At 68.5% G+C, this 20,666-nt stretch carries 20 protein-coding genes; 9 read left to right on the plus strand and 11 right to left on the minus strand.

What is annotated here, in order from left to right; translation table 11 throughout:
* Positions 1 to 42 precede the first annotated feature (42 nt).
* The 6 genes from gyrB to dnaA form a co-directional block, all read right to left on the minus strand.
* A complete protein-coding gene (gene gyrB, locus BBK82_RS14490) occupies positions 43 to 2,013 on the minus strand; it encodes a DNA topoisomerase (ATP-hydrolyzing) subunit B (RefSeq protein WP_065915488.1) in 1,971 nt (656 codons plus the stop codon).
* A gap of 228 nt (positions 2,014 to 2,241) precedes the next feature.
* Positions 2,242 to 2,775, minus strand: coding sequence for a DciA family protein (locus tag BBK82_RS14495; protein WP_065915489.1), 534 nt, complete (start codon positions 2,773 to 2,775; stop codon positions 2,242 to 2,244).
* A 118-nt stretch (positions 2,776 to 2,893) separates the two neighbouring features.
* Positions 2,894 to 4,000 carry a DNA replication/repair protein RecF gene (gene recF / locus BBK82_RS14500; protein WP_065915490.1) on the minus strand — a complete coding sequence of 369 codons (1,107 nt, stop codon included), beginning with the start codon at positions 3,998 to 4,000 and terminating at the stop codon, positions 2,894 to 2,896.
* Positions 4,001 to 4,003: 3 nt separating this feature from the next.
* Positions 4,004 to 4,888 carry a phosphogluconate dehydrogenase (NAD(+)-dependent, decarboxylating) gene (gene gnd, locus BBK82_RS14505; RefSeq protein ID WP_065921067.1) on the minus strand — a complete coding sequence of 295 codons (885 nt, stop codon included), beginning with the start codon at positions 4,886 to 4,888 and terminating at the stop codon, positions 4,004 to 4,006.
* A 73-nt stretch (positions 4,889 to 4,961) separates the two neighbouring features.
* Positions 4,962 to 6,086: a DNA polymerase III subunit beta gene (gene dnaN / locus BBK82_RS14510; RefSeq protein ID WP_065915491.1), complete on the minus strand. Its 1,125-nt coding sequence runs from the start codon at positions 6,084 to 6,086 to the stop codon at positions 4,962 to 4,964.
* A 741-nt stretch (positions 6,087 to 6,827) separates the two neighbouring features.
* Positions 6,828 to 8,423 (minus strand): chromosomal replication initiator protein DnaA, encoded by a 1,596-nt coding sequence (gene dnaA, locus BBK82_RS14515; RefSeq protein ID WP_065915492.1) that lies wholly within the window; start codon positions 8,421 to 8,423, stop codon positions 6,828 to 6,830.
* A gap of 347 nt (positions 8,424 to 8,770) precedes the next feature.
* On the opposite strand from dnaA, the gene rpmH reads away from it, so the two are divergent.
* The 5 genes from rpmH to BBK82_RS14535 are packed head-to-tail and all read left to right on the plus strand — an operon-like array spanning position 8,771 to position 11,151.
* On the plus strand, positions 8,771 to 8,914 hold the full coding sequence (rpmH, locus tag BBK82_RS47510; protein WP_071812601.1) for a 50S ribosomal protein L34: 144 nt from the start codon (positions 8,771 to 8,773) through the stop codon (positions 8,912 to 8,914).
* A gap of 23 nt (positions 8,915 to 8,937) precedes the next feature.
* Complete coding sequence (rnpA, locus tag BBK82_RS14520; RefSeq protein WP_065915493.1) at positions 8,938 to 9,279, plus strand: ribonuclease P protein component; 342 nt, start codon at positions 8,938 to 8,940, stop codon at positions 9,277 to 9,279.
* Complete coding sequence (gene yidD / locus BBK82_RS14525) at positions 9,276 to 9,533, plus strand: membrane protein insertion efficiency factor YidD (protein WP_030465621.1); 258 nt, start codon at positions 9,276 to 9,278, stop codon at positions 9,531 to 9,533. Before rnpA ends, yidD begins: the two co-directional genes overlap by 4 nt.
* Positions 9,534 to 9,536: 3 nt before the next feature.
* The gene (gene yidC, locus BBK82_RS14530; protein ID WP_065915494.1) at positions 9,537 to 10,565 is read left to right on the plus strand and encodes a membrane protein insertase YidC; all 1,029 of its coding nucleotides are present in this window, start codon (positions 9,537 to 9,539) and stop codon (positions 10,563 to 10,565) included.
* 31 nt (positions 10,566 to 10,596) lie between these two features.
* The gene (locus BBK82_RS14535) at positions 10,597 to 11,151 is read left to right on the plus strand and encodes a Jag family protein (RefSeq protein WP_065915495.1); all 555 of its coding nucleotides are present in this window, start codon (positions 10,597 to 10,599) and stop codon (positions 11,149 to 11,151) included.
* Between the two features lie 1,390 nt (positions 11,152 to 12,541).
* Here the strand turns inward: BBK82_RS14535 and BBK82_RS14540 are convergent.
* Positions 12,542 to 13,054 (minus strand): protein-tyrosine phosphatase family protein, encoded by a 513-nt coding sequence (locus tag BBK82_RS14540; protein ID WP_065915496.1) that lies wholly within the window; start codon positions 13,052 to 13,054, stop codon positions 12,542 to 12,544.
* Positions 13,055 to 13,207: 153 nt separating this feature from the next.
* Here BBK82_RS14540 and rsmG point away from each other — a divergent pair, with 153 nt between their 5' ends.
* The 3 genes from rsmG to BBK82_RS14555 are packed head-to-tail and all read left to right on the plus strand — an operon-like array spanning position 13,208 to position 15,785.
* Entirely contained in the window at positions 13,208 to 13,855 is a 648-nt protein-coding gene (rsmG, locus tag BBK82_RS14545) for a 16S rRNA (guanine(527)-N(7))-methyltransferase RsmG (protein ID WP_065915497.1), read from the plus strand.
* Positions 13,856 to 13,905: 50 nt separating this feature from the next.
* On the plus strand, positions 13,906 to 14,823 hold the full coding sequence (locus tag BBK82_RS14550; RefSeq protein WP_065921068.1) for a ParA family protein: 918 nt from the start codon (positions 13,906 to 13,908) through the stop codon (positions 14,821 to 14,823).
* Complete coding sequence (locus tag BBK82_RS14555) at positions 14,820 to 15,785, plus strand: ParB/RepB/Spo0J family partition protein (protein ID WP_065915498.1); 966 nt, start codon at positions 14,820 to 14,822, stop codon at positions 15,783 to 15,785. The genes BBK82_RS14550 and BBK82_RS14555 overlap by 4 nt, the downstream gene beginning before the upstream one ends.
* An 88-nt stretch (positions 15,786 to 15,873) precedes the next feature.
* Here BBK82_RS14555 and BBK82_RS14560 read toward each other — a convergent pair whose 3' ends face one another.
* Together BBK82_RS14560 and BBK82_RS14565 are read right to left on the minus strand one after the other, a co-directional pair.
* Positions 15,874 to 16,818 (minus strand): D-alanine--D-alanine ligase family protein, encoded by a 945-nt coding sequence (locus BBK82_RS14560; protein ID WP_065915499.1) that lies wholly within the window; start codon positions 16,816 to 16,818, stop codon positions 15,874 to 15,876.
* Positions 16,819 to 16,845: 27 nt separating this feature from the next.
* Entirely contained in the window at positions 16,846 to 18,162 is a 1,317-nt protein-coding gene (locus tag BBK82_RS14565) for an aminotransferase-like domain-containing protein (RefSeq protein ID WP_065915500.1), read from the minus strand.
* Between the two features lie 134 nt (positions 18,163 to 18,296).
* On the opposite strand from BBK82_RS14565, the gene BBK82_RS14570 reads away from it, so the two are divergent.
* Entirely contained in the window at positions 18,297 to 18,929 is a 633-nt protein-coding gene (locus tag BBK82_RS14570; protein ID WP_154697315.1) for a GNAT family N-acetyltransferase, read from the plus strand.
* A 54-nt stretch (positions 18,930 to 18,983) separates the two neighbouring features.
* On the opposite strand, the gene BBK82_RS14575 is transcribed toward BBK82_RS14570, so the two are convergent.
* Both BBK82_RS14575 and trxA read right to left on the minus strand, forming a co-directional pair.
* The gene (locus BBK82_RS14575; protein ID WP_065915501.1) at positions 18,984 to 20,126 is read right to left on the minus strand and encodes an N-acetylmuramoyl-L-alanine amidase; all 1,143 of its coding nucleotides are present in this window, start codon (positions 20,124 to 20,126) and stop codon (positions 18,984 to 18,986) included.
* A 210-nt stretch (positions 20,127 to 20,336) separates the two neighbouring features.
* Positions 20,337 to 20,666, minus strand: a complete 330-nt coding sequence (gene trxA, locus BBK82_RS14580) for a thioredoxin (protein WP_053732153.1) — start codon at positions 20,664 to 20,666, stop codon at positions 20,337 to 20,339.

Consider the following 20,666-nt stretch of genomic DNA (forward strand, 5'->3'; position numbering starts at 1 on the left):
TCTCGCCAGAAACGCCAGGATGCCTAAGAACGAGAACCGGACTCAGATGTCCAGGAACTTGATGCTCTTGGCGTTGCGGGTGATGAACGAGCGGCGTGCTTCGACGTCCTCGCCCATGAGCACGCTGAACAGCTCGTCGGCGGTGGCCGCGTCGTCCATGGTGACCTGCCGCAGGATCCGGTTCGCCGGGTCCATCGTGGTCTCCCACAGCTCCTCGGCGTTCATCTCGCCGAGACCCTTGTACCGCTGGATGTTGTCGTCCTTGCCGAGCCTCTTGCCGCCCTCGAGACCCGCCTTGATCACGGCGTCGCGCTCGCGGTCGGAGTAGACGTACTCCGGCTCCGCGCGCTGCCACTTGATCTTGTAGAGCGGCGGCTGCGCGAGGTAGACGTGGTTGTGCTCGATGAGCGGCTGCATGAAGCGGAACAGCAGCGTGAGCAGCAGGGTGCGGATGTGCTGGCCGTCGACGTCGGCGTCGGCCATCAGCACGATCTTGTGGTACCGCAGCTTGGAGAGGTCGAACTCGTCGTGGATGCCGGTGCCCAGCGCCGTGATCAGCGACTGGACCTCGGTGTTCTTCAGGACGCGGTCGATGCGCGCCTTCTCGACGTTGATGATCTTGCCGCGGATCGGCAGGATCGCCTGGTACATCGAGTCGCGCCCCTCCTTGGCCGAGCCGCCGGCGGAGTCGCCCTCGACGATGTAGAGCTCGCAGCGCTCCGGCTCGGTCGAGCGGCAGTCCTTCAGCTTGCCGGGCAGGCCGCCGATGTCGAGCGCGCCCTTGCGGCGGACCAGCTCGCGGGCCTTGCGGGCGGCGATGCGGGCCTGCGCCGACGACACCGACTTGGTGACGATCGTCTTGGCCTCGTTGGGGTGGCGCTCGAACCAGTCGGCCAGGTGCTCGTTCGTCGACTTCTGCACGAACGACTTGGCCTCGCTGTTGCCCAGCTTGGTCTTCGTCTGGCCCTCGAACTGGGGCTCCTTCAACTTCACCGAGATGATCGCGGCGAGACCCTCGCGGATGTCGTCACCGGTGAGGTTGGTGTCCTTCTCCTTGAGCAGCTTCTTCTCGCGCGCGTACTCGTTGACGACACGCGTCAACGCGGCGCGGAAGCCCTCCTCGTGGGTGCCGCCCTCGTGCGTGTTGATCGTGTTCGCGAACGTGTAGACCGACGCGGTGTAGCCGGTGTTCCACTGCATCGCGACCTCGACCTGCAGGTCCTCGCCCTGCGCCTCGAAGCCGATCACCTTCTGGTGCACGGCCTCGCGGGTGTGGTTGATGTGGCGGACGAAGTCCTCCAGACCACCCGGGTAGTGGTAGACGCGCTCCTTCACCGCGGCCTTGTGGCCCTCGGCGTCGGCCTCCTCGTCCTCCTCCGAGACCCGCTCGTCGCGCAGGACGATGGTGATCCCCTTGTTGAGGAACGCCATCTCCTGCAGCCGGCGTGCGATCGTCTCGACGTTGTACTCGGTGGTCTCGAAGATGTCCGGGTCGGCCCAGAACGTGACGGTCGTGCCCGTGTCGTCGGTCGGCTCGCCCTGGCGCAGCTCGTGCGCGGGCTTGGAGTTCTCGTAGCGCTGGGTCCAGACGTGCCCCTGGCGCTTGATCTCCACCTCGACGGCCGTGGACAGCGCGTTCACCACGGAGATGCCGACGCCGTGCAGACCGCCGGACACCGCGTAGGAGTCGCTGTCGAACTTGCCGCCCGCGTGCAGCGTGGTGAGCACGACCTCGACGGTGGGCTTGCCCTCGACCGGGTGGACGTCGACGGGGATGCCGCGACCGTCGTCGATCACCCGGACACCGCCGTTGGCCAGCAGTGTGACGTCGACCGTCGTCGCGAAGCCGGCCATCGCCTCGTCGACCGAGTTGTCCACGACCTCCTGGACCAGGTGGTGCAGACCGCGCTCGCCGGTCGAGCCGATGTACATACCCGGCCTCTTGCGCACTGCCTCGAGACCCTCGAGGACGGTGATCGAGGACGCGTCGTACTCATTCTTCTTAGCTGACACGGGCCTGGAGTCTCCTCGCTGATGCGGGCGGGGCCCGCACGGTGTTGGGTGACGCTCCCCGTGATTCTACCGGTGCACCCCGACAGAACGGGGTCAAGGACACCTTTGATTCGGTCACAGACGCCCTCAAGCGGCCCTGGATGGGTGCGGACCGCTGAAACGGGGGTTCAAATCCGCAGGTGAAAACTCATTGAGCCACAGAACGGCCGCTGAGCCCTTGACAGGACCTCACCCGTAGGTGTCACGCGGACCGCGCCCAGGAACGTGCCTGGGGCCGTGTCGCCAGTTGGGAGCGTCGGGGCCCTTGATCTTGAGCTTTTTCACGACGTCGTGGCCGATCCCCGCGGCGATCCTCTTCAGCAGGTCCCGCTGCAGCAGGCGCAGTTGGGTGGCCCACGCCGTCGACGACGCCTGGACCGTCAGCTCCCCGTCACTGAGCGCGATCGGCTGCGCGTGCTCGGCGACGTCCTCTCCCACCAATTTTGCCCATCGGCCGAAGACCTGGCCACCCTGCAGCTGCTCGACCCACCCCCGGTCGGCGGCGAGGCGGGAGGCGATCCGCCCGATCGTCTGGGGGTCGCGCTCATCCGGTCCGGCACCCGACCAGCGGCGCCGGCTGCGGTAGACCGAACGGCCCTTGGCCTTGCTCCCCGGCGTCCTGCCGCGGGCCTTCGCGCTCGCCTTCGCGGCCTCCAGAGCCGCCCGCGCGAGGTCCGAACCCCTCAGTTGCTCACCCTCAGGTGTGAATGAACCTGTGGACAAGTCCGCATTTGTGACGGAGTTATCCACACCATCCACAGACTTGTCCCCAGATGTGTGGGCGGACACACCCGATCGAGCTACATCTTGGGGACCTGCATCCCCAGAGTCAGCCTGTCGGTCAGACACGTCGCACCTCCCCGCCGTGCACCTCGTACCGGGCGCCGACCAGCTCCTCCGGCACGTCCTCCGCCACCGCGGCGGTGATCAGCACCTGCTCCGCGGCGGCCGCGACCTTCGCCAGCTGTTGCCGCCGGCCGCGGTCCAGCTCCGCGAAGACATCGTCCAGCACGAGCACCGGTTCCATGCCGTCGACACGCATGAGCTCGTACCCGCCGAGCCGCAGCGCGAGCGCGAACGACCATGACTCTCCGTGACTGGCGTAGCCCTTCGCGGGGAGCTCGCCCAGCGTCAGCTCGAGGTCGTCGCGGTGCGGGCCGACCAGGCACACCCCGCGTTCGATCTCCTGCCGGCGCACCCGGTCGAGCTCGGCGAGCAACAGGTCCTCGATGCTCTCCCGGTCGTCCGGGATGTCGCCGACGCTCGACCGGTAGGAGATGAGCGCCGGCCGAGACTCCGGTGCCACCTCCGCGTAGGCCGAGGTCACGTGGTCCGCCATGTCGCGGACCAGCTTCATCCGCGCGGCCAGCAGCTCCGCGCCGTGCTTGGCCAGGTGCCCGTCCCAGACGTCGAGCGTCGAGAGGTCGGCCGACCTGCTGTGCTTCACCGTCTTCAACAACGCGCTGCGCTGCTTGAGGACGCGGTCGTAGTCGCTGCGCACACCCGCGAACCTCGGCGCGCGCAACACCAGCATCTCGTCGAGGAACCGCCGCCGGTCGCCGGGATCACCGCGCACGAGGGAGAGGTCCTCGGGCGCGAACAACACGGTCCGCAGGATCCCGAGCACGTCCCGCGTTCGCGGTACCGGGCCGCGGTTGATCCTGGCCCGGTTCGCCTTGCCGGCGGTGATCTCGATCTCCACGAGCAGCTCGCGGTCGTCGTTGACCACGGCTGCCCGCACCACGGCGCGCTGGGCACCGTGCCGGATCAGCGGTGCGTCGGTGGAGACGCGGTGCGAACCCAGCGTCGCCACGTACCCGACCGCCTCGACCAGGTTCGTCTTGCCCTGGCCGTTGCGGCCGACGAGCACCGAGACGCCGGGCTCCAGCTCCAGGTCGGCTCGTTCCCACGAGCGGAAGTCGCTGACCTGGAGGTGTCTGACGTGCACTCGTTAGACCTGGGTGCTGCCGGAACCCGACGACGGGCCGGCGAGGTGCACCGAGTGGCCACCGAACTGGTTGCGCAGCGCGGCGACCGCGCGCATCGCCGGCGAGTCCTCCTGCCGCGACTGGAACCGGGCGAAGAGCGCGGCGGAGATCACCGGCAGCGGCACCGCGTTGTTGATGCCCTCCTCGACGGTCCACCGGCCCTCGCCGGAGTCCTCGACGTATCCGCGCAGGTCGTCGAGCTCCGGGTCGGACTCGAGCGCGCGCACCAGCAGGTCGAGCAGCCACGAGCGCACAACCGTGCCGCGCTGCCACGCCGTGATGACCGCGGGCACGTTGTCGACGACGTCGGTCTTGTCGAGCAGCTCGAAGCCCTCGGCGTACGCCTGCATGAGGCCGTACTCGATGCCGTTGTGCACCATCTTCGAGTAGTGCCCGGCGCCGACCTTGCCCGCGTGGGCGAAGCCTTCCTCGCGCGGACCCTCGGGACGGAGCGCGTCGAAGATCGGCTGCGCCTGCTCGACGTGCTTGGCGTCGCCGCCGACCATCAGCGCGTAGCCGTTCTCCAGGCCCCACACGCCACCGGACACGCCGCAGTCGAGGTAGCCGATCTCCTTCTCCGCGAGCAGCTCGGCGTGGATCTGGTCGTCGGTGAACTTGGAGTTGCCGCCGTCGATCACCAGGTCGCCCGGCTCCAGCAGCTCCTTGAGCTCCTTCACCGTGGCCCTGGTGATCTCACCGGCCGGCACCATGACCCACACCGTGCGCGGTGCTTCGAGCTTGGACACCATGTCCGCCAACGACTCCGAGTCGCTGACCTCCGGGTTGCGGTCGTAGCCGATCACCTCGTGACCGGCCCGGCGCACCCGCTCGCGCATGTTGAAACCCATCTTGCCGAGGCCGACGAGTCCGAGCTGCACGGTGTTCTCCCCTTGACGTTTCTGGTACCCGGTAAGGGTTTTCTCAGCCGGGAAGGCGGACGGGCATCAGCAGGTACAGGTAGCCCGGCGCCACGTTCCCATCCTCGTCCACCGGCTTCAGCAATGCCGGTCGGCTGGGTGTGGTGAAGGACAAGTGGACTTTCTGGGTGCGGACGGCACCGAGTCCGTCGAGCAGGTAGCCGGGGTTGAACGCGATCGTCACCGGCTCGCCGGTGTACTCGACCGGCAGCTCCTCCTCGGCAGATCCCTCGTCGTCGCCACCGGCGGACAGGCGCAGGCCGCCGTCCACGAACTCGAGGCGGACCTGGGTGCCGCGCTCGGCGACCAGCGACACGCGCTTGATCGCCTGCTGCAGGGCGTCGATGTCGATGATCGCCGCGGCGGAGTGCTCGGTCGGCAGCAGCTGGCGGTACTTCGGGAAGTCGGCGTCGAGCAGGCGGGTGGTCGTGCGCTTGCCGGAACCGGACAGGCCCAGCAGGCCGTCGTTCGCGGCGAGCGACATCTCGACCTTGCTGCCGGACGCGCCGAGGGTCTTGGCCGCGTCGCCCAGCGTGCGGGCCGGGACCAGGACGGCGACCTCGCCCAGTGACGCGTCGGGCTCCCAGGGGAACTCGCGCATCGCCAGCCGGAACCGGTCGGTGGCCACGAGGACGAGCTTGCCGTCGCCGATCTCGACCCGGACGCCGGTGAGCATCGGGAGCGTGTCGTCCTTGCCGGCCGCGACGGCGACCTGGGAGACGGCCTCACCGAAGACCTCGCCGGGGAGCTCACCGATCAGCTGCGGCATCGACGGCAGGGCCGGGTAGTCCTCGACCGGCATCGTCGGGAGGCTGAACCGGGCACTGCCACAGCTGATCATCATGCGCGCGCCGTCGACCGCGATCTCGACGGGGTGGTTCGGCAGCGCCTTGGTGATGTCGGCGAGCAGACGGCCGGAGACGAGTGCGCGGCCGCCGTCGGCGATCGTGGCCGGGACACCGACCTGGGCGGAGACCTCGTAGTCGAACCCGGAGACGGTCAGCGAGTCTTCCGATTCCGCGTCGAGCAGCACACCGCCCAGCACGGGAACCGGCGGACGGGACGGCAGGCTGCGTGCGACCCAGGCGACGGCGTCGGCCAGGCCGTCGCGTTCGACGCGGATCTTCATGAGGCGTCCTTTCCTCGACAGTCGACAAGCCCGACCACGACAACGTGCCAGTGGGGGTCAGGGAGCCTCGTCCCGGCCTGAGTCACCTCGATGGCCGAGGGCGGAGCACCACGGTAGAGCGTCCTGGCCCTTCCCGTCACTTCGGGGTTCGGGCACCGATCCCCGGGAGCTGTCCACGCTGTTTTGCTTTTGAAGAACTTCTCTTAAAGAGATCAACAGCAGTAACAGTAGGGGCTGTGGATAGTGTGGACATCCGTTTAACCCCCAGGTCAGGACACCTTGATCCATGTGGACTAAGGGGGGATGGCACCCGGGGACAGATCGGCTCACCCGGGGACAACCAGTTGTGCACAGGTCTCGATCCACAGATCGTCCACAGTTGTCCCCGGGTGCGTCCCCGGGTGCGGGGCAGTTGTACCCGGGTGTTCAACAGGCTTTCGTGGCCAGATCGTGGCCTGGGTCTCACAACTTCCGAGTTGTCCCCACCCCTTCGAGCGCGCGGGTGGACAGGATTGCCCGCTCCGCACCCTGTTGAACCTCTTCCACGCCTCCTCCACCCGGGCCCGGCCGGTCCTCGCCACCCGGGTTCGCCCGGGTCGCGCGGGCGCCCCTCGTTCCTCTCCCCGGGTACGCGGAGGCCCCGCGTCCGCTCCTGCCGGACGGGAGCTCCCCGCGTGGCGCAAAAGAAGAAGGGGTCCCTCCGCGGTGGAGGGACCCCTTGGCGTCTTACCCGGGTGGGGATCAGGGAGCGTGGCGGGCGCGCTGCTTGATCCGGGAGGTCAGTTCCTGGACCTGGTCGTAGATCCGCCGGCGCTCCGCCATCTCCTTGCGGATCTTCTTGTCCGCGTGCATGACCGTCGTGTGGTCGCGGCCGCCGAACGTCTGGCCGATCTTCGGCAGCGACAGGTCGGTCAGCTCGCGGCACAGGTACATGGAGATCTGCCTGGCCTGGGCGAGCGCCTTCGTCTTGCCGGGGCCGCAGAGGTCGTCGATCGAGACGCCGAAGAACTCGGCGGTGACCGCCATGATCGTCGGGGCGGTGATCTCCGGCGCGTGCGAGTCGGGGATCAGGTCGCGCAGCACGATCTCGGCGAGCTGGATGTCGACCGGCTGGCGGTTGAGCGACGCGAACGCCGTGACGCGGATGAGCGCGCCCTCGAGCTCGCGGATGTTCCGCTCGATCCGGGAGGCGATGAACTCCAGCACGTCGGCCGGGGCCGCGAGCCGGTCCTGGGCCGCCTTCTTGCGGAGGATCGCGATGCGGGTCTCCAGCTCGGGCGGCTGGATGTCCGTGATCAGGCCCCACTCGAACCGCGTGCGCAGACGGTCTTCCAGCGTCTCCAGCCGCTTGGGCGGCCGGTCGCTCGACACCACGATCTGCTTGTTCGTGTTGTGGAGCGTGTTGAAGGTGTGGAAGAACTCCTCCTGCGTACCTTCCTTGCCCTCCAGGAACTGGATGTCGTCGACGAGCAGCACGTCGATGTCCCGGTAGCGGCGCTGGAAGGCGACCTTGCGGTCGTCGCGCAGCGAGTTGATGAAGTCGTTGGTGAACTCCTCGGTCGACACGTACCGCACGCGCATGCCGGGGAACAGGCGCTGGGCGTAGTGCCCGACGGCGTGCAGCAGGTGCGTCTTGCCGAGGCCGCTCTCGCCCCAGATGAAGAGCGGGTTGTAGGCGCGGGCCGGTGCTTCGGCCACCGCGACCGCGGCGGCGTGCGCGAACCGGTTCGACGCGCCGATGACGAACGTGTCGAAGTTGTACTTCTCGTTCAGCCGGGTCTGCGACGGCGACGGGTTGGCGGGCCGGGTGAACGGCGTGCCCCCGCCCGGCGGTGCGGCCGCGGCCGAGGTCGCCGAGTTGAAGGTGGGCCAGATCTCGGTGACGGCGGCGAGCGCGTCGCCGGCTTCGTCGACCTCGTCCGAGTCGTTGCCCTCGGTCGTCGCGTCGGAGGTGTCGTCCGCGAGGCCGGGCGTGTCGCCGTTGGCGGCGATCGGCGCGACCACGGGCATGGACGCCAGCGGCACCGCCTGGACCGGCGGGATCGGGATCGGCGTGGTGGGCGGGCTCACCGGTTCCGGCGAGTCGACCTTCACCGCGAGCGAGACGGAGCGGCCGAGCCTGCGGGAGAGCGCAGCGGTGATCGGGTCGCGCAGTGCGCGTTCGATCGCCTCTTTCGCGAAGTCGCTCGGTGCCGCGAGCAGCGCGGTCCCGTCCAGAAGACCGATCGGACGGGTGACCCTCATCCACGCGCGCTGCTGAGGGGACAGGTGGCTCGTGGCGAGCTCCTGCACCACCTCGGCCCACACGTGACCAAGGTCGGCCTGCTGGTTCGACACCCCGCGCTCCCCTCCCCTCCACCGGAGTCCGTGACTCCACATGTGGACACGGAGAATAGAGGTATCCACAGAGTTATCCACAACTGTGCACTAAAAGGTGCGTTGTGTTGCCGGTGCCTGGCGGCTCCCACGCCGGCCCGGCATGCGCGAGGGAAGAACGGTAACAAGGGCAGGGTCGCCTCACAAGACGTGGCTCGGCCCACCCCGATTTGGTCGCAGCACCCGGGGGTGCGTACCCTCAGATGAGTCTCCCGCTTGCGACGGGCGCCTTTGTCGCGCCTACGTCCACTGCTCGTCGGAGACGACCACCAGGCTTTGTACGCAGTGAAGCACCGGGAGAACCGACCGTGAGCAAGGGTAAGCGCACTTTCCAGCCCAACAACCGCCGCCGCGCGAAGACGCACGGCTTCCGGCTGCGCATGCGGACCCGTGCCGGCCGCGCCATTCTGGCTGCGCGCCGCAGCAAGGGCCGTACCACGCTGTCTGCCTGACAGCTGGTAAGCGCAGCGTCGTCGTGCTTCCCCCGGCCGCCCGGCTCACCCGCAGCCAGGACTTCGGCCTGGTGGTTCGCCGAGGCCGCCGCGCAGGACGGCCTCGGCTGGTCGTCCACGCCTTGACGCCAGACGTGCCCACCTTGGATCCGTCCAAGGTGGGCTTCGTCGTGAGCAAGGCAGTTGGCAACTCGGTCGTCCGGCACCGCGTGTACCGCCGCCTGCGGCACGTCGTGCGCGACCACCTCGCCGGCATGCCCGCCGGAACTCTCGTCGTGGTGCGTGCGTTGCCTTCAGCGGCGGAAGCGTCGAGCGCCGACCTGGCCGCCGACTTCTCCTCCGCTCTGCGGAAGGTGCTGCGATGACCACGTTGCCTGCGAAGGTCGCGCTCCTGCCGGTGCACTTCTACCGGCGTTTCATCTCGCCGCTGCTGCCGCCCACGTGCCGCTTCTACCCGAGCTGCAGTGCGTACGCGGTGGAGGCGTTGACCGTCCACGGCGCGCTGCGCGGAACCTGGCTGACCATCCGCCGGTTGCTGCGCTGCGGACCCTGGCACCCTGGAGGCCTGGACCCGGTACCGCCGAGGCGGCAGGTCCCCGATGTATCCACCGAGGAGTAGCTCGTGCTCAACTTCATCTACTACCCGGTGTCCTTCATCTTGTGGTGTTGGCACTGGGTGTTCGGCAAGGTGTTCGGTGAGTCGAGCGGCTTCGCCTGGGCGCTGTCCGTCATCTTCCTGGTCTTCACCCTGCGCGCGATCCTGTTCAAGCCGTTCGTCGGCCAGGTGCGCTCCATGCGGCGGATGCAGGAGTTCGCCCCGGAGATGCAGAAGATCAAGAAGAAGTACCCGAACGACCGCCAGCGCCAGGCTCAGGAGATGCAGAAGCTGCAGTCCGAGCACGGCGTGAACCCGCTCGGCGGCTGCCTGCCGATGCTGGTGCAGATCCCGGTCTTCATCGGCCTGTTCCACGTGCTGCGGTCCTTCAGGCCCGGCTGGGGCGAGGTCTACTTCTTCGACAAGCAGGGCGTCGACTCGTTCGTCAACGCCAAGCTCTTCGGCACCAACCTGTCGACGTTCATCACGATGCCGTCCGACCAGCTCGCCCAGTTCGGCACCGAGCGCCTGAACGTCATCCTGGTCTCCGTGCCGCTGATGATCGTGGCGTCCATCGCGACCCACTTCACGGCCCGCCACTCGGTCGCCCGCCAGAACCAGGCCGCGCTGGACAACCCGCAGACGGCCATCATGAACAAGCTGACCCTGTACTTGTTCCCGATCGGCGTCCTGGTCGGTGGCTTCTTCTTCCCCGTCGCCATCCTGCTCTACTGGCTCTCCAACAACGCGTGGACGCTCGGCCAGCAGTACGTCGTCTACCGCCGGATCGACGCCGAGGAAGAGACGAAGAAGACCACCGCCGTCGAGACCCGCCAGGCCCTCGCCCCCAAGCCGGGCGCGAAGCCGGTCAACCCGAAGAAGCCCGCACCGGGCGCGAAGCCGGCCAACGGCGCCAAGCGCATGCCCACCGCGGGCCCCGGCGGTGCCGGCGGTTCGGGTGCGAAGGACAACGGCAGCTCGCCGAACACCGAGATCCCCGGCCTGACCCCAGGCCGATCCACCAGCAAGAAGCCGGGCAGCAAGAAGCGCCGCTGATTTCGGGCGTTTGCCCCGGAGAGGAGACATCGTGTCGGAGACCTTGCAGGCGACCGACGTGGAGGCGTCGTCGTCAGACGAGGCCGAACCGCAGTCGGAACCCCAGTCGCAGGGCAAGACCGAGGACCTGCTCGTCCAGGAAGGCGACATCGCAGGTGACTACCTCGAACGCCTGCTGGACCTGCTGGACTACGACGGCGACATCGACCTGGACGTCGAAGGCGGACGGGCAGTCGTCAGCATCGACGGCGGCGAGGACCTCTCAAAGCTAGTGGGCCCCCGCGGCAACGTCCTGGAATCGCTGCAGGAACTCACCCGCCTGGCCGTCCAGCAGGAAACGGGCGTCCGCTCCCGCCTCATGCTCGACATCGCCCAGTGGCGCGCCGGCCGCCGCGCCGAACTCGCCGAGCTCGGCCGCACCACGGCCGAGAAGGTCGCCGCCTCCGGCGAACGCGCGCGCCTGCACCCGATGACGCCGTTCGAGCGCAAGGTCGTGCACGACGCGGTGGCCTCGGTCGCTGGGGTGCACAGTGAGAGTGAGGGTGAGGAGCCGCAGCGTCGGGTCATCATCTTCCCGAAGCCGTAATGCTCTGAGGGTCGGCCTGTGGCCCCTGGTTCCCTTCGGAACCGGGGGCCGTTTGCTGTCTCCGGGTGGGGTGGCTCTTTGCAGGGAGGCGGCGCGAGGCGGGGTGGGAAGGTGGTGCGGGAGAGGTTGGCTGTGCGCTTCGGCTACTGCGGTCCCTCCGCCGTCTCGGCCTTTCGCCGCCGCTTTTCGCTGCCATCTGCAGACGCCTTCGCCGCCGCACCTCCTACCGCCTGCGCGCCACCGGTCACTGGCTGATTGTCACAGGCCACCCACCACCGATGCCCGCCATCGCCCGCTGCTGTAGCCAGCTGACTGTTATCGACTGACTTTGACTGCGGCTGGCTAACCGCCGCCGCCTGCTCGCCGCTGCCTGCTCGCCGCCACTCGCCTCCCGCCACACGTTGCCCGCTCCCGACCGCCTGCTGCCGTTCGTCCGCTGTTGTCGTCCGCTTGGCCGCCGTCGTTACCTTCTGCCACTGTCCGCCGGCGCTTGTCCGCAGGCACTCGCCACCCCGCACTCGCAGCAGACACCGTCCGTCGCTGACAGCCGCCGCGGACATCGCCCGCCGCAGGCGCCAGCTGACGCGATCGTTCGTCACTGTCGCCGTCATTCGCGGTCGTATGCCACTACCACTCGCAGCGCACGTCACCACTGCGCGGTTGACCACCCTCGACTAGCCACCTCACCCGCTCTTCGATCCCTGCCCGCTTCTTTCGTCCCACTGCGGCTCTCGCATCGCCACGCCCCACGCCTGTACGACGGTCGCTCGAATCGCGCCTTCGCAGCACCCGCTCAAACCACGTAGAGACGGGCGGTAACGAGGGCCTGGAAGCGATCAACGGGCAGCTGCAGCGGACAGCGGCGACGGGCAGCGATCAACGGGCAGCGGCAAGCGGGTGGTGGCGGGAGCCGCCGTCAGCGGTCGGCGGCAGCGGCGGCAGCTCGGGCCGCTGCGAGCGGACAGACCATGTGCGGGCGGACGACGTGCGGACGAGGAGCGGACCGATGCCGAGCGGACTGACGGCAAGCGGACGGACGACGGGCGGACGGACGGCGATCGGCGGAGGTCAGCGGACGGCGGCGGCCATTGAGCGACCGCGGCCACTGAGCGACTGCGGCGACGGACGGCGGGCAGTCATGGACCGGCGGCGGGCGGGCGCGCGGAGGCATGCTGCGACGGGCGGACGGTTAGCGGGCAGACTGCGGCGGTGGCAGGCGGACAGCGGCTGCGGCGATTGAATGGCGGCGGTCGCGGGTGGCGGGAGCGCGGCATGCAGGCCGAAGGAGAGCAAGCGAGCCGCCGGCGCCACCGGGCCGACGACGCGAGATCCTTCCCTCCCCGTTTCACGTGAAACCACCCCGCCCGCCACCGGAGCCCCAAGCCGCCCGTCACTGTTCCACGTGAAACCGACCCGCCCTCGCCGCCCACCAAGTCTCAAGCCAATCCACCTGCTCCCCCGTGTCCGGCACCGTGAACCCCCGCGCCTCCGAGATCAACCCCCAAGCCCGCTCCGGCTCCACCCCATCCGTCCCCAGCATCACCGCCGCAAGCAACGACGACCGTCCGATCCCCGCCCAGCAGTGGAACACCACATGCGCACCCTGCCGATAGCGCGCGTACACCTCATCAAGCGGAGCAAAGTCGAACGTCTCCAACGGCGCCGTCCGGTCCTCAATCGGAACGGCCACGAACTGCAGACTGGCCGCACGGACCACCGACGCCTGCTCGATCAGATCGCACTCGACCCGTTCTTCGTCGGTCTGAGCGGACACCAGAACATCGACACCGAAGCGGCTCAGCGCGCGGGCGTAGGGCGCTAGAAGATCGCCGCCTGGCGGGTGGGCCATCGTGGAGATGGTGCCGGGGCCGTCCCAGGAGACGGTGTAGAGGTGCGGTCGCAAAGTTGTCTCCAAGTTTCACGTGAAACGGCGCTCAGGATTTGGCGTGGCGCATGGTGCATCCGTCATGATGGTGCCCTGGCATTCGCCAGCTTTTCCACCGGCCGCCGGAACGTCGCCGCCGCGTGGTTTCACGTGAAACGTCGGACGGAGAACATGGCCGGGGAGTTGCCCGACAACGCGAAGCTCGTCTTCGGGGAGCACGTGGATCGTGCCGCCGAGTTCGTCAGGCTCTTGGAGGAGCACGGCGTGGAGCGTGGGCTCATCGGGCCCCGTGAGGTCGACAAGATCTGGGATCGGCACGTGCTCAACTCGGCGGTTGTCGAGCAGGTGATTCAGGCGAACGAACGCGTTGTCGACGTGGGTTCTGGTGCTGGGTTGCCGGGGGTGCCGTTGGCGATTGCGCGGCCCGATCTTCGGATCACGCTTCTCGAGCCGATGGCGCGCAGGATCGCGTGGCTTGAAGAGGTGACGGAGCGGCTCGAGCTGAGCAACGTGACGGTGGTGCGTGGGCGGGCTGAGGAAGGTCCGGTCAGGGATCGCCTCAAGAACTGCGATGTGGTGACCGCGCGGGCGGTGGCTCCGCTCGACAAGCTGGCGCGGTGGTGCCTTCCGCTTCTCAAGGGTGGGGGGCGGATGGTGGCGCTCAAGGGTGAGCGCGCGCAGGAGGAGTTGGACCGCGACGGGACGGCTGTGCGGCGCCTCGGGGGCGTCAACGGGCATGTGGTCGTCGTGGGAGCAGATGTACTTGAGGTACCGACGACGGTGCTCATCGTCGAGCGCCAGACCAGAAGGGATCGGTGAGCGTGTACCCGGAGTTCCAATCCGCTGACGTTTCACGTGAAACCGAGCCCCTGTCAAAGCCGAAGCCGACCAATAACGGAGATGACAGCGCCGTGGTGTGGACCCCGATTGCAGAAGAGGCGGCTCGTGCGGCAAGCGTGCTGCACCCTGACGAGTCCCTGCTCCCCCGTCCTAGGCACCGGCGGGTCATCACCGTCGCCAACCAGAAGGGTGGCGTCGGCAAGACGACGAGCACGGTGAACCTCGCCGCCGCGCTCGCCATCCACGGGCTCAAGACGCTCGTGATCGACCTCGACCCGCAGGGCAACGCCAGCACGGCGCTCTCGGTCGAGCACCGGTCCGGCACGCCGTCCGTGTACGAGGTGCTGATCGGTGAGATCTCCATCGCCGAGGCGGCTCAGGTCAGCCCGACGTCCCCGAACCTCTTCTGCGTGCCCGCGACGATCGACCTGGCCGGCGCCGAGATCGAGCTCGTGTCCATGGTCGCCCGCGAGTCGCGTCTCAAGGAGGCGCTGAGCCCGGAGGCGCTGGACGAGCTGCAGCCCGACTACGTCTTCATCGACTGCCCGCCGAGCCTCGGCCTGCTGACCGTCAACGCGATGGTGGCGGCCCAGGAGGCCCTCATCCCGATCCAGTGCGAGTACTACGCGCTGGAGGGGTTGAGCCAGCTGCTGCGCAACATCGAGCTCGTGCAGCAGCACCTCAACCCGGACCTCGGCATCTCCACGATCCTGCTGACGATGTACGACGGCCGCACCAAGCTCGCCGACCAGGTGACGAGCGAGGTGCGCAGCCACTTCGGTGACACGGTGCTCAGGACGGTGATCCCGCGCAGCGTGAAGGTCAGCGAGGCGCCAGGATTCGGGCAGACGGTGCTGACGTACGACCCCGGTTCGCGCGGGTCGATGAGCTACCTCGACGCCGCCAAGGAGATCGCGGTACGCGGGGCACAGGAGGAGGGCGCATGACGGAACAGCGCAAGGGCGGACTCGGGCGCGGCCTGGCCGCATTGATCCCGCAGGGTCCTCCGCCCGGTGCGCCCAGCACCATCAAGCCCGCGGTCGCGGGCAACGGTGCCAAGGCCATGCAGCAGTCCCCCGTCGGCGACGTGGCGGGCGCGGTGTACCGGGAGATCGCGGTCACCGCGATCAGGACCAACCCGAAGCAGCCGCGCCAGGTGTTCGACCCGGATGCGATCAACGAGCTGTCGTTCTCCATCAAGGAGTTCGGGCTCATGCAGCCGATCGTGGTCCGGGAGCTGACCTCCGACACCTACGAGCTCGTCATGGGCGAGCGCCGGTGGCGGGCCACCCAGCAGGCCGGGCTCAAGACCATCCCGGCGATCGTGCGGCAGACCGCCGACGACGTGATGCTCCGCGACGCGCTGCTGGAGAACATCCACCGCGTCCAGCTCAACCCGCTCGAAGAGGCGGCGGCCTACCAGCAGCTGCTGGAGGAGTTCGGGGTCACGCACGAGGAGCTCGCCGACCGCATCGGCCGCAGCCGTCCCGTCGTCACGAACACCATCCGGCTCCTCAAGCTGCCCCTCCCCGTGCAGCGGCGGGTGGCGGCGGGCGTGCTCAGCGCCGGCCACGCGCGGGCGTTGCTCAGCCTCGACGACGCCGGTGCGCAGGAGGACCTCGCCGCCAAGATCGTCGCCGAGGGCATGTCGGTCCGCGCGACCGAGGAGGCGGTGACGCTCGCCAAGAACGAGAAGCCGGCCAAGGCCAAGCAAGCTCCGCGCAAGCAGCTGCACGCGCCGGGGTTGCAGGAGCTCGCCGAGCGCCTCTCCGACAGCTTCGACACCCGCGTGAAGGTCGAACTGGGGCAGCGGAAGGGCCGAATTGTGGTCGAGTTCGGGTCAGTTGACGATCTTGAGCGCATCGTCGGGCTGATGAACTCAAATCCGACAATTCGGACTTCGAAGTAGGCCCATAGGATCACCCACGGGCCTTATGTCACGGTGACGATGACGCCCCGCATCCGGAAAGATACGGGGCGTCACCTATGTAGAAAGATCAACGAGCGACGGCACGCTCGATCAAACCGGCGTAGATCTCGCCCAGCGACTGCCCCGCCGCCTCGACGGCCATCGGCAGGAGCGACGTCTCGGTCAGCCCCGGCGACACGTTCACTTCGAGGAAGTAGACCGTCCCGTCCTCGGCCACGACCGCGTCGGTCCTCGACACGTCCCGCAGCCCGAGCAACCGGTGCGCCGCCACCGCGAGCTCCCCCACCGCCTTGGCCGCCGCCGCGTCCAGCCGAGCCGGCGCGTGGAAGTCGGTCAGCCCCGCCGTGTAGCGAGCCGTGTAGTCGTAGACCCCGGTCTCCGGAACGATCTCGACGGCGGGCAGCGCCGTGGGACCGTCCGGCCCGTCGACGACCGCGACCGCCACCTCGACACCGGAGATGAACTGCTCGGCCAGCACGGTGTCGCCGTAGGCGAGGCACCCGACCATCGCCGGCGGCAGCTCCGCGGCGTCACGCACGACCTGAGCGCCCAACGCCGACCCGCCCTGGTCCGGCTTCAACATCATCGGCAAACCGAGCGTCGAGACCATCGCGTCCAGCACAGGGCGAGCGCCGAGCTCCCGGAACGTCGCGTGCGGCAGGACGACCCACTCCGGCGTCGCGAGCCCGGCACGGGCCAGCTCGGCCTTCGCGGTCGGCTTGTCCCACGCCCGGCGGCACGCGCGCGAGTCGGTGCCCACGTACGGCACCCCGAGCATCTCGAGGATCGCCTGCACCGAACCGTTCTCGCCCTCACCACCGTGCAACGCCACGACGACGGCGTCCGGACGGTCGTCCTGCAACCGCGTCAGCAACGAGGCGTCGGCGTCCCACTCCTCCACGGTCACACCCACCGACCGCAGGGCGGCCGACAGCCGGCGACCCGAGCGGATCGAGACCTCGCGTTCGTGGGAGAGCCCACCGGACAGCACAGCGACCACGCGGTCAGCCACAGCAAAACTCCAAGGATCGGAAGAAGATCAGGCGGTGTCGGGCGACGGGGCCTGCGGACCGGACAGCTGACGGCCCGGCGTCGCTCCGAACGTCGCGGCGAGCTGCATCTCCTCTTCGATGACGTTCGCCAAGCGGCGAACGCCCTCACGGATGCGCTCCGGCGTCGGGTAGCAGTACGAGATGCGCAGCTGGCGGGAACCGAAGCCGTCCGCGTAGAAACCGGTGCCGGACGCGTACGCCACGCGGGCGGTCACGGCACGGGGCAGCATCGCCTTCGTGTCGATGCCCTCCGGCACCGTCACCCAGACGTAGAAGCCGCCATCCGGAATGTTCCACGTGGAACCTTGCGGCATGTGCTGTTCGAGAGCCGAGATCGCCGCGTCCCGGCGTTCCCGGTACGCCTCCCGGTAGGTCTTGATCTGACCCTTCCAGTCCTGCGTCGACAGGTACCGGGACACGATCATCTGGTTCAGCGTCGGCGGGCAGAGCGTGGCCGACTCGGCCGCCAGCACCAGCTTCTCGCGCACCGCGTGCGGCGCCAGCACCCAGCCCACCCGCAGCCCGGCGGCGAACGTCTTCGAGAACGACCCCAGGTACACGACGTTGTCCGGGTCCATCGACCGCAGCGCCGGGTAGGTCTGCCCGTCGAACCCGAGCAGCCCGTACGGGTTGTCCTCCACCACCAGGACGCCGTAGGTGCGGCAGATCTCCAGGATCTCGGCGCGCCGCGACACCGCCAGCGTCACGCCGGCCGGGTTGTGGAAGTTCGGGATCGTGTAGAGGAATTTGACCCGCTTCCCAGCCTGACGACAAGCCTCCAGCGCCTCTCGCAGCAACGACGGCACGAGCCCTTCGGCGTCCATCGCCACGTGCACGACCTGGGCCTGGTAGGCCGTGAACGACCCGAGGGCCCCCACGTACGACGGCCCCTCCGCGATCACCACGTCACCGGGGTCGCAGAAGATCCGGGTGACCATGTCCAGGCCCATCTGCGAGCCGACCGTCACCACCACGTCGTCCGGGTGACCCTTGATGTCCTCCAGAGCCATCACGTCGCAGATCTGCTCACGCAGCAACGGAACACCGTGCGCCGAGCCGTACTGCAGGGCCACCAGCCCTTCGGAAGCCACCAGCTGACCGATCTCGGCCGACAGCGACTCGAGCGGCAACGCGGCCAGGTGCGGCATGCCGCCCGCCAGCGAGACCACCTCGGGACGGGATGCGACTGCGAAAAGTGCCCGGATCTCCGATGCCGTCATCCCTGCCGTGCGCGCTGCGTAGCGGCGGAGGTGGGGGTCAAGGCTTCTGGGGCCCTGCTTCGCGGGCTGTCCGGGCATCGTCATGAGGGACTCCTGAATGAGAAATGTCCCGAGCGAGTGTAACCGTCGTCCCGTTCAGGGCACGCGCCTTCCGGGTTCCGTCACATTCGCCTACCCTCGTATGGGTTCACTGTGTGTGTTTAGAGGTGGAGGTCGGGGTGTCCCGTCGCGTCGTGGGCGTCACGCTGGACAACCTGGAGCATCTCTCCAAGCACAGCAGGACGTGCGTTTTCTGGGAACTGGCACCTCACCTGCGCGAACAGGCCGAGGAGTACGGCGACACCGAGTTCGAGAAGGAAGCCTGGGTCTCCAGCGTCCTGCTCGAATGGGGTTCCTGTGGCCGTCTCATCTACTGCGACGGCATTCCGGCCGGTTCGGTGTTCTACGCGCCGCCTGCCGCTGTGCCGCGCAGTGCTGCCTTCCCCACCTCGCCGGTGAGTCCGGACGCGGTTCTCATGACGTCGCTGCACGTCCTCCCGGAGTTCCGCGGCGGAGGACTCGCGCGTGTGCTCGTGCAGGCCGTGGCGAAGGATCTGACCCGTCGTGGCGTGAAGGCCGTCGAGGCGTTCGGCGACATGCGCCCGGACGACGACGAACCGGGTTGCGTCACGCCGGCCGAGTTCCTCACGAGCGTCGGCTTCAAGACCGTGCGCCCACACCCGCGCTGGCCCCGGTTGCGCCTGGAGCTGCGCAGCGCCATCACCTGGAAGGAAGACGTCGAGGCCGCCCTCGAACGCCTCCTCAACAGCGTCACCGTCTCGACCGCGGAACCGAGCTTCCGCCCCGTCTGAGCCCAACGAAAAGGGGCCCCCTCACACACCGAGGGGGCCCCTTTTCGTCATGTCCTACGGAGTCTTCGACATCTCGTAGCGCAGCAGGTCGTTGAACGTGAACGTGCCCGTCGGCTGGTCGTCCTTGCCGAGCAGGTAAAGGCGCTTCACGGCCACGAGGATGCCCTCGGCCACGATGTCGCGGAAACCGGGCGTCGCCAGGCGCGCGCGGTCCTCGGCGTTCGTCAGGTAGCCCACCTCGACGCGGACGGCCGTGCAGCGGGTGAGCCGCAGCAGGTCCCACGACTTCGGGTGCGAGCCGCAGTTCACCATCGACGTGCGGGCGGTGACCTCGCGCTGGATGAACCCGGCCAGCGCCTCACCCACGGTCGACGACGTGCCGTTGCCGGTGCCGTAGTGGAACGTGGCCACGCCCTGCGCGTGCGGCGAGGAGTTGCCGTCCGCGTGCAGCGACAGGATCAGGTCGGCGCCCGCCTCGTTCGCGAAGCGCGCGCGCTCGGCCTCGTCCGGGCAGTTGGCGGGCCCACGGGTGAGCAGCGCCTCCATGCCGGTCGCGGCCATCTTGCCCTCGAGGCGGCGGGCCAGGTCCAGCATCAGGTCGGCCTCGGACACGCCGTCCACGACCACGCCGTGGTCCTGACCACCGTGACCGGGGTCGATGACGATCCGCTTGCCCGATAGCCGCGACCCGGCCGTGCGGACCTGCTCCTGCTCGCGCAGCAGCACCGGACGGCCGCCGCGGACCTTCGGCTGGAGCTGCCGCAACGCGCGCACGGTGTCCGGACCGCACATGCCGTCCACGATCAGGCCGTAGTCGCGCTGGAAGTTCCTCAGCGCGTGTTCGGTCTGCTGACCGAACACGCCGTTCGCCCGGCCGGCGTCATAGCCCAGCTCGAGCAACCGTTCCTGCAACATCAGCACGTCGTCACCGGTCGTCGGCTGCGACATCAGGAACGCCAGCGGCCGGTCCCCCAACCGGAACGTGGCGTCACGCAGCGCACGGTAGGTAGCCGGGCCGACGATGCCGTCGATGATCAGCCCCCGCTGCTGCTGGAACGCGCGCACGGCGTGCTCGACCTGCTGGTCGAACACCGGCGGCGCCTGGGGGTCGGTCGGCGGAAGCAGTCCGAGCCTGGTCAGGGTCGACCGGATCTCGGCAACATCAGTTCCGACGTCCCCGCGGCGGAGCAGCTGCATGCACCCTCGCTCGACTAGGGCGCCGATCGTCGTCGGCGCGGTAGGTGGGAAGCCCTTATTGTGCCCTGCTGCTCTGCGTGATCGATGCAGGGCTGCTGACGGTCGTACTGGGATCACGTTTGGGGCATGCGCTCACGAACATGGCCCGCCCGTCTTATCGATAGACGGGCGGGCCATGTCGCGCGTTGCACGCAACAGCCGAACGGCCGATCAGCCGATCACGTCGGCGAGGTCGTTCAGCAGCGCTGCCTTGGGCTTCGCGCCGACGATCTGCTTCACCGGACGGCCGCCCTGGAACAGGATCAGCGTCGGCACGGACATGATCTGGTAGTCGCGGGCGATCGACGGGTTCGCGTCGATGTCGACCTTGGCGATGGTGAGCTTCTCGCCGTGCTCGGCGGCGATCTCCTCCAGCACCGGCGCAACCATCTTGCACGGGCCGCACCAGGTCGCCCAGAAGTCGACCAGCACGGGCTTCTCGCTGGTCAGCACGTCGTCCGCGAACGACTTGTCGGTCACCGTGACGGTGGCGCCTGCCAT

Origin of the sequence: Lentzea guizhouensis, assembly GCF_001701025.1 — a bacterium.
GTDB classification, from domain to species: Bacteria; Actinomycetota; Actinomycetes; order Mycobacteriales; family Pseudonocardiaceae; genus Lentzea; species Lentzea guizhouensis.

Coding starts and splice junctions, on each gene's coding strand:
- BBK82_RS14575 (WP_065915501.1), bottom strand. CDS start 20,126: ATGCAGCTGCTCCGCCGCGGGGACGTCGGAACTGATGTTGCCGAGATC.
- BBK82_RS14565 (WP_065915500.1), bottom strand. CDS start 18,162: ATGACGATGCCCGGACAGCCCGCGAAGCAGGGCCCCAGAAGCCTTGAC.
- dnaN (WP_065915491.1), bottom strand. CDS start 6,086: ATGAAGATCCGCGTCGAACGCGACGGCCTGGCCGACGCCGTCGCCTGG.
- yidD (WP_030465621.1), top strand. CDS start 9,276: ATGACCACGTTGCCTGCGAAGGTCGCGCTCCTGCCGGTGCACTTCTAC.
- rsmG (WP_065915497.1), top strand. CDS start 13,208: ATGGCCGGGGAGTTGCCCGACAACGCGAAGCTCGTCTTCGGGGAGCAC.
- BBK82_RS14555 (WP_065915498.1), top strand. CDS start 14,820: ATGACGGAACAGCGCAAGGGCGGACTCGGGCGCGGCCTGGCCGCATTG.
- gnd (WP_065921067.1), bottom strand. CDS start 4,888: ATGGGTTTCAACATGCGCGAGCGGGTGCGCCGGGCCGGTCACGAGGTG.
- trxA (WP_053732153.1), bottom strand. CDS start 20,666: ATGGCAGGCGCCACCGTCACGGTGACCGACAAGTCGTTCGCGGACGAC.